6 protein-coding genes and 1 pseudogene are annotated in these 6,189 nt (G+C 54.6%); 2 read left to right on the top strand and 5 right to left on the bottom strand.

Annotated features, from left to right (window positions below):
* Window positions 1–303: hypothetical protein (locus B3187_RS10175; RefSeq protein ID WP_286806223.1), on the top strand; the 303-nt coding region annotated here is incomplete at its 5' end.
* A gap of 145 nt (window positions 304–448) precedes the next feature.
* Here B3187_RS10175 and B3187_RS10170 read toward each other — a convergent pair.
* The 5 genes from B3187_RS10170 to B3187_RS10150 form a co-directional block, all read right to left on the bottom strand.
* Window positions 449–907: an SRPBCC family protein gene (locus B3187_RS10170; RefSeq protein ID WP_286806221.1), complete on the bottom strand. Its 459-nt coding sequence runs from the start codon at window positions 905–907 to the stop codon at window positions 449–451.
* A gap of 144 nt (window positions 908–1,051) precedes the next feature.
* Complete coding sequence (locus B3187_RS10165) at window positions 1,052–2,665, bottom strand: ABC-F family ATP-binding cassette domain-containing protein (protein WP_286806218.1); 1,614 nt, start codon at window positions 2,663–2,665, stop codon at window positions 1,052–1,054.
* A gap of 209 nt (window positions 2,666–2,874) precedes the next feature.
* Complete coding sequence (locus B3187_RS10160; RefSeq protein WP_286806217.1) at window positions 2,875–3,603, bottom strand: NYN domain-containing protein; 729 nt, start codon at window positions 3,601–3,603, stop codon at window positions 2,875–2,877.
* 30 nt (window positions 3,604–3,633) lie between these two features.
* Window positions 3,634–3,921 carry a NadS family protein gene (nadS, locus tag B3187_RS10155; protein WP_286806216.1) on the bottom strand — a complete coding sequence of 96 codons (288 nt, stop codon included), beginning with the start codon at window positions 3,919–3,921 and terminating at the stop codon, window positions 3,634–3,636.
* A 1-nt stretch (window position 3,922) separates the two neighbouring features.
* On the bottom strand, window positions 3,923–4,255 hold the full coding sequence (locus B3187_RS10150; RefSeq protein ID WP_286806215.1) for a type II toxin-antitoxin system RelE/ParE family toxin: 333 nt from the start codon (window positions 4,253–4,255) through the stop codon (window positions 3,923–3,925).
* A 190-nt stretch (window positions 4,256–4,445) separates the two neighbouring features.
* On the opposite strand from B3187_RS10150, the pseudogene B3187_RS10145 reads away from it, so the two are divergent.
* Window positions 4,446–5,687: pseudogene (locus tag B3187_RS10145) on the top strand (methyl-accepting chemotaxis protein); the annotation flags it as partial.
* Window positions 5,688–6,189 lie beyond the last annotated feature (502 nt).

The raw sequence follows: 6,189 nt of genomic DNA, 5'->3' as shown, positions 1-6,189 counted from the left end.
ACCTACCCGCTGCCATCGACGGTTCGTCCAGGTAATACGTTAACCGGTGTGCCGGTGTATAGAGCGTCCGATTTTGAGCATCGTCAACGGATGGATGGCGAGTTCGATAGTGTGAGAACCCGATATCGTTTTGTTACGTTAAAGTTTACCGACGGATTCCCGATGCCCGCTTACGTGACTACCCGGTTTCATACCGATGAGCATCCCGGTCTCTTTGACCGACTGAAGGACCAGATCAAAAACGAGCAACCGATAGAGGTCAGGGTCGATGACGCACAGCGTATACGTATTGAGCGGCAATAGTCCTTGAGAGAGGAAGGAGTTTGCGCTTATGGATTCAAGAGCTGCGTTGGCCGCTACGGCACCGCTGCTGGGATTGTCCCATACCTGTTTTTGGATGTGCCGGCGCAGGCCCTCAGCGGTCTGGCAGCGTGCGCCGGTCACTCCATCAACCGTTATCGGGAATCTCCGGTTCCACCAGCTTGGCCAGCTGTTCCAGCGATTCCTGCCACCCCAGATAGCACATCTCCTCCGGAATCACCGAGGGGATGCCCTCCTGAACAATGTGAATCTCGGTGCCGCAAGAGACCGCTTTCAGGTCGACGGTCACCATCATCTCCCCGGGCAGGTTCTCATCATCAAAGCGGTCGGTATGCCGGATGCGCTCATTGGGCACCAGCTCCACATATTCGACGGTAAACGAGTGGCTGCTACCAGTGCCAAAGTTGGTAAATGACATGCGGTAGCCGCCACCCACCTTGGCGTCTATTTCATGGACTTTGCCGGTAAAACCGTAGGGCGCGATCCAATATTCCAGGCCGTCTTTACTGGTAAAGGCCTTATACACCCGCTCGGTGGGAGCGCGCAGGACGCGGTGCAGTCGTACGGTGCCGGTGTTGGCTGGCATATTAATCCTCCAAAAGTTGAACAGTGAGCCCATCACAGGGGCCGTTGCTGAAGTAAAGCAGAAAATCCGGGGGGTTGGAGCCCGAACCTCGCTGCTTCTGTTCAACTGGTCGGTTGAACCACGACAGAATCGACAGCCCAATTGTCAGAATGGCTCCAAATTCCAACCTTTTTTGGTAGCTACCAGCCGACCCGTCAATCCGAGGTTATTCAGAAATCGGTCGTCATGCGATACCACGAGCAACGCCCCCGGGTAGTGGCGCAACATAGTCTCCAGCGCCTCTGTGGAAGGCAGGTCGAGATGGTTGTTCGGTTCATCCAATAGCAGCAGCTCCGGGGGCGGGTCGGCATAGAGGATACACGCCAGTGATCCTTTCAGGCGCTCGCCTCCGCTGAGCCTTCTACTCGGCATCTCGACTTTGGGTGCGTCCAGTCCCAGTTGTGCCAGCCGCATCCGTAAGTCCCCTTCGGGGGTGGTGCGGTTCGCCAGTTGTAACTGCTCGAGCACCGTTTTCTCAGGGTCAAGGTTGCCCAGCCGCTGATCAAGATAGGCGCAGTGCGGCGTCACCTTGCAGGTGCCCGACAAGGGCGCGAGCTGGGCTGCGAGCACGCGGAGCAGAGTCGACTTCCCACAGCCGTTCGGGCCGACCACGCCGATGCGCTGCTGCCCACTCAGGGTCAGGCTGATAGTGCGCGTAGGGCCCTCAACAAAGGGCAGCTCCACGGCCTCCAGTTCCGCCACCCGACGTTTTGGTGCCTGCCAAATGGGTATGGCATGCAGGGTGATCTCGGCTTCATGATTGATCTGTTGCGCTGCTTCGCGCACCTGTTGGTTCAGCTCGGCTCGAGCAGTGGCGTGCTTCTGGTGTAAGGCGCCTGTCCAGTGTTCGCTGCGCTCCTTCTGGCGGTCCAGAAGAATTTTGGCCTGATTGGACTCCTTGCCCTGTTGATTGCCGCGGGCCCGTCGACGTTCCTGACGTTCCCGCTGCTGGCGCATTGCCCGCTCCTCGCGCTGGCGTTCGAGCTTGCGCTGATTAAGCTGATCCAGGGCGTTCTGTCGCTCCTCGGCCCTGCGTTCGGCATAGAAGGTGTAGTTGCCTCCGTAGCGGTGCAGTCCCTGCGGGGTCAGTTCGACGATGTGCTCCATGGCGTCCAGCAGTTGCCGGTCGTGGCTGACCACGATCAAGCCACCCGGCCAGCGCTTGAGATGTTCGATCAAGGCCTGTCGGTTTGGTCGGTCGAGGTGGTTGCTGGGTTCATCGAGAATCAGAAAGTCGGCGTCCGAGAGCAGGGCGCCAATCAGGGCGACGCGCATGGTCTCCCCACCGCTGAGTAGACGGGCAGGGGCGGTTGCCTCAAGGTGGCCAAGGCCACCGCGCTCAAGTTCATGGCGCAGTCGCTGGCGAATGTCCCAACGCTCGCCCACGGCATCGAAATCCTCCGGTGCCGTACTGCCCAACTCAATGCGCGCCAGCGCATCCAGCGCAGGCTGAACGCCCGCCAGGTCACCGACGGTGGCGCCCTCCGGGCAGGTTACTTGTTGGGCCAGGTAATGCACCAGGCCGGAGCGCAGGCAGTCTCCGGCGCTTGGCTGCAGTTGCCCCGCCAGAATGCGCGCCAGGACCGTTTTGCCGACGCCATTGCGGCCTACCAGCCCCGTCGGCTGCATATCGAAGGTTTCATTAAGATCGGCGAATAGCGCTCTGCCATCCGGCAGAACCTGGGAGACACCTTTCAGTGTGAGATAGGTTGTAGTCATGCGATATTCCATGGATGCCAAGAACTCCCCCGGCGACTGGGGGCTGGTGGAGACTGGCCGTCTTGAGGACGGCGGCATCAATGACGCATTGGACTAGTACCTTTCTAATAGAGCGGAGTTCGTACAAGTATTGTACAAGGGCGCGCCGGAATGGACAACGTAGAGATCCCAAAACGCGGAGCGGTAAAGCTCCCTTTTAGCTTTAAAAATTACTGGCGAGCGTCTTTAATAAACATGGCTGTTCCAGCCTTTCTCATTTCCACATGAAATAGCTCAGTTGCTCTAATTAAATCTCCCAACTTCTTGTAGCCATAGTTAATTGAAGAGAATGAGCTGTTGTTTGATATGTAGTGGGCGACTTTGCTCATGTGTGCCCAGCCATCATCCTCAGATGTTTGCTCCACCGCGGTCCTTAGCAGCCTTACCAAGGCGGTGTCCTGCCTGAGTTCATTTCTACTCCTCTTTGCTGAACGTTGAGGTACTTCTGACTCTTCCTCCGCTTCAACAACGAGGTTTTCTGTGTAGATGAACGTCGAGCACGCATCGACGAATGGCTTGGGGGTTTTGCTTTCACCAAACCCGTAAACGGTCAGTCCACTTTCCAAAAGCCTAAGTACAAGGGGCGTAAAATCGCTATCGCTAGTCATCAAAGCAAATGCATCGACGGTATTACTGTAAAGTAGATCCATCGAGTCAATGATCATTGCTGCGTCGGTGGCATTTTTACCTTTTGTATAAGCGAACTGCTGCATGGGTCGAATGGCATGAGGGTGAAGCTTATCTATCCAGCCAGACAAAGAGGGACTTTTCCAATCGCCATGTGCATGACGGACGTTAACAATCCCATGTTTTGCGAGCTCTTCCAGTACTCCGTCTATTGAATTATGGCTGACATTATCGCAGTCAATAAGAAGCGCTATTCTTTTCCGTTCTGGCATAAATCCCTCTGAATTTACAGTATTGAGAAATCAAGCACTAAGTGCCTTCAGTACAGCTTTCGGCTCTTTCGATACCACATTCAGCAGGACAAGCGCGGGGCCGTGTGGCGCGCGGTCGCCACGTTCCCAGTGACGCAGCGTGCTGACGCTGATACCGAAAGCGGAAGCGAATTCATTCTGGGACATTCCAAGCTTGGCTCGAACCTGTTTGACTTCTACAGGCCCAAATTCATGCACTACAGCTTTTTCGATCTTCCCCTTGGAATATTCAAGGGCCTCATCCAGACCCTGCTTTATGCTTGCAAATGCGCTACTCATATTAACCACCATATCGCTTAAGCAACAGGTCAGTCAGCTTGCTCAATTCATTACGTTCAGACTTTGAGATATTCGCTTTCTCACCCTTGCCAAAAACTGTCAAAAGGAATAGCGGCACACTTCCATTATGGTAGTAATAGATAACCCTTACTCCACCACTTTTACCTTTACCTTGCGCAGACCAGCGAAGCTTCCTGATTCCTCCAGTGCCTTGCATAATATCCCCGCCCTGCGGATGAAAAGCTAAGTAATTGATAATACTTGCCTTTTCCTCATCCTTGAGGAGGTTAGATGCTCGCTTGATAAATTCAGGGAGTTCTACGATGGTCTGCATGGCTTTAGTGTAATCCATTGGATTATGGGTGGTCAAGAAATAAGCCTATTGTGTTCAGCCTATGGCGATTGTCTGGCCGTATTGTCTGCATCCGGGAAGCGGCGAGTCCAAACCATAACCCTTGCTTATGGACTCAAGAGCTGCGCTGGCGTGCCGATAGCGTGGGACTACCGTCAAATGGAGCTCCCTGATGTTCAATCGCCGCCTGAAACAGGAATTCGAAGCGCAGCGCGCAGAGTTGGCAATGCTGCGGCAACTGACCGAGCAGATGGACCGGGGCATGCTGTCCATCACGCTGGATGCGGACTTCTGCATCTCGGCCGTAAACCAGGGCTTTGCCGATGCGCTCGGCTACCGGAAAGATCAGCTGCTGGGGCGGCCGATGTCGGAGATTGTGCCACCCTATGTGCCAAAGCTGGCCTGTTTCCGTAACTTTAATCAGGCCGTTGCCAGGTTCGAGCCCGTCAGTGATGACTACCGTTACTTGCGGGGCGATGGTGGCCCTTTGGTCTGGCTGAACGTTCAATGGTTTCCGGTACGAGGGGAGGACGGCACGCTCGCCTATGTGCAGGGCTATGCCCGCGATGTCACCAAGTCCGTGGAGGGCACAAAAGAAAGCGAGGCTTTCATTGATGCGCTGATTCGCTCGACCGCTGTCATTCAGTTCAATCTGGATGGCATCATTATCACCGCAAACCAGCAATTTCTGCAGGCCATGGGCTACCGGCTTGAGCAAATCGTTGGTCAGCACCACCGGATATTCTGTACCCCGGAGGAGGCCGGCTCGCCCGAATACGTTGCATTCTGGGAAAAGCTTAATAGCGGACAGTACGTCGCGGATCGCTTTAAGCGGATCGATAGTCGTGGCTCTGAGGTGTGGCTTGAAGCCACCTACAATCCGGTTTACGACGCCGAGGGCAACCTTTCAAAAGTCGTGAAATTTGCCAATGTGGTCACTGACGAGGTGGCGCGGGAAGCCCAGGTCCGAGAGGGCGCAAGCGTTGCCTATGACGTTTCACAGGAGACCGATGTGAGCGCCCAAAGAGGCACTACCGTCGTCAAGAAGACCGTTGAAACCATGCAGAAGATAGCCGCACAAATGCAGGCGGCGACTCAAAGCATTGAGGCGCTGGGTGAACAGTCCCTGCAAATCAACGCCATCGTGCAAACCATCGGCGGCATTGCGGAGCAGACCAACCTGTTGGCGTTGAACGCCGCTATTGAGGCCGCCAGGGCCGGAGAGCAGGGGCGTGGGTTTGCCGTGGTGGCCGACGAGGTACGGCAGTTGGCGGCTCGCACCAGCAACGCCACAGAAGAAATTGTGAGCGTCGTCGAGAAAAACCAGACGCTCTCAGATGAGGTCAAGCGCCAGATGTTCAGTTCCCGGGAGGAGGCCGAACAGGGCCTGGATCTGGCGAACCAGGCGGGCGCCGTGATTGTGGAAATTCAGGAAGGCGCCAAACAGGTGGTAGACGCGGTAGAGCGCTTTGCCAACCGTTTGCAATAGCGGAAAGCTCAGCGCATTCGAAAATGGATGAAAAATAGAGTACCTATTGTAACAAATGTAAAAGAGGGTCTCCTATGGTGTACAGATGCCCGGCCAAGATGTATTTTTCTAAAGCCTGAACACCACAGGCCATCGAAGGCTCATTATATCACTGGGATCAGAGTGATAGGGAATGGTTACTAGCGAACATGAGTGGATTGATGAAATTAATAAGAAGCGTGTTCATATTTCTCTCTTTGGCGTTTTCCCTTAATACGACAGCGGAGAGTGTGGTTATTGAATGTTATGAATGCACAAGTGAACATCGGCATTCGAAGGCATTGAGCTGGGGCGAAATTAATGCGCCATACATCCCCAAGCCATACGTTGATATGTATGATCCGCCCCTCATTACAATTCTAAACCTAAGGAAACTCTGATTAATCGC

Origin of the sequence: Marinimicrobium sp. UBA4209 (assembly GCF_002381585.1) — a bacterium.
GTDB classification, from domain to species: domain Bacteria; phylum Pseudomonadota; class Gammaproteobacteria; order Pseudomonadales; family Cellvibrionaceae; genus Marinimicrobium; species Marinimicrobium koreense.
Note: the sequence above shows the minus strand (reverse complement) of the source record. Positions and strands in the feature narration are given on the sequence as shown.

Bases quoted from the DNA above. Each gene is read 5' to 3' on its own strand.
- B3187_RS10170 (WP_286806221.1), bottom strand. From the start codon at position 907: ATGCCAGCCAACACCGGCACCGTACGACTGCACCGCGTCCTGCGCGCT.
- B3187_RS10165 (WP_286806218.1), bottom strand. From the start codon at position 2,665: ATGACTACAACCTATCTCACACTGAAAGGTGTCTCCCAGGTTCTGCCG.
- B3187_RS10160 (WP_286806217.1), bottom strand. From the start codon at position 3,603: ATGCCAGAACGGAAAAGAATAGCGCTTCTTATTGACTGCGATAATGTC.
- nadS (WP_286806216.1), bottom strand. From the start codon at position 3,921: ATGAGTAGCGCATTTGCAAGCATAAAGCAGGGTCTGGATGAGGCCCTT.
- B3187_RS10150 (WP_286806215.1), bottom strand. From the start codon at position 4,255: ATGCAGACCATCGTAGAACTCCCTGAATTTATCAAGCGAGCATCTAAC.